Below are 1451 nucleotides of genomic sequence, written 5' to 3' on the forward strand. Positions count from 1 at the left end.
GCAGGTGATGGTCGAGCGCACCACGATCTCGTCGACACCCATGGTGTCGAGCTCGGCACACCAGGCCTCGTCGAGCAGGGTATCGCGCGGGATCAGCACCTCGTCGCTGGCCGGATCGACCACGTCTTGGGCGACCACGCGGCCGAGCACGCGCTGGGCCAGGGAGACGATGATGTCGCCGCCCTCGATGACCGGGTGCAGGGTCAGGCCTTTCTCGGTGCCGCAGTCCGGCTCGGTGATGACCATGTCCTGGGCCACGTCGACCAGGCGGCGGGTCAGGTAACCGGAGTTGGCGGTCTTGAGTGCCGTATCCGCCAGGCCCTTACGTGCGCCGTGGGTCGAGATGAAGTACTGCAGGACGTTCAGGCCCTCGCGGAAGTTCGCGACGATCGGCGTCTCGATGATCGAGCCGTCCGGCTTGGCCATCAGGCCACGCATGCCCGCCAGCTGGCGGATCTGAGCGGCACTACCCCGGGCGCCGGAGTCGGCCATGATGAAGACGCTGTTGAAGGAGTCCTGCTCGACCTCCTTGCCCTCGCGGTCCACCACGGTCTCCTTGGAGATGCCGGTCATCATCGCCTTGGCGACCTGGTCGTTGGCCCGGGCCCAGATGTCGATGACCTTGTTGTACTTCTCGCCGGCGGTGACGAGACCGGAGGAGAACTGGTCCTCAATCTCCTTCACCTCGTCCTCGGCCGCCTCGACGATCTCGGCCTTCTCGTCCGGGATAACGAAGTCGTTGACGCCGATGGAGGCGCCGGACCAGGTGGCCATGCGGAAGCCGGTGTACATCAGCTGGTCGGCGAAGATCACCGCCGGCTTGAGGCCGGCACGGCGATACACCTCGTTGATCAGCTTGGAGATGGCCTTCTTCTTCATCGGCTGGTCGACCAGCTCGAAGGGCACGCCGTCCGGCAGGATGCGGAACAGCAGCGCGCGACCCACGGTGGTGTCGTAGATGCGGCGCTGATGGCGCTCCTCGCCGGTCTCCTCGTCGATCTCGACCTCGTCCAGGCGCACCTTGACGCGAGCGTGCATCGACACGTTCTGGGTGCCGAAGGCGCGCTCCACCTCGTCGAGGCCGGAGAACACCATGCCCTCGCCGTTGGCGTTGATGCGCTCGCGGGTCATGTAGTACAGCCCCAGCACCACGTCCTGTGACGGCACGATGATCGGCTCGCCGTTGGCCGGTGACAGCACGTTGTTGGTGGCCATCATCAGCGCGCGGGCCTCGAGCTGGGCTTCCAGGGTCAGCGGCACGTGCACCGCCATCTGGTCACCGTCGAAGTCGGCGTTGTAGGCGGCGCACACCAGCGGGTGCAGCTGGATCGCCTTGCCCTCGATCAGCAGCGGCTCGAAGGCCTGGATGCCGAGGCGGTGCAGGGTCGGGGCGCGGTTGAGCAGCACGGGGTGCTCGCGGATGACGTCGGCGAGGATGTCCCACACCTCCG

General features: G+C 66.6%; 1 protein-coding gene. It reads right to left on the reverse strand.

Annotated elements, in window-relative coordinates; all coding sequences use genetic code 11:
• The coding region (locus FEI13_RS18770) for a DNA-directed RNA polymerase subunit beta' (protein WP_476729738.1) at positions 1 to 1451 on the reverse strand (1451 nt) is incomplete at both ends.

Origin of the sequence: Halomonas urmiana, from assembly GCF_005780185.1 — a bacterium.
GTDB classification, from domain to species: Bacteria; Pseudomonadota; Gammaproteobacteria; order Pseudomonadales; family Halomonadaceae; genus Halomonas; species Halomonas urmiana.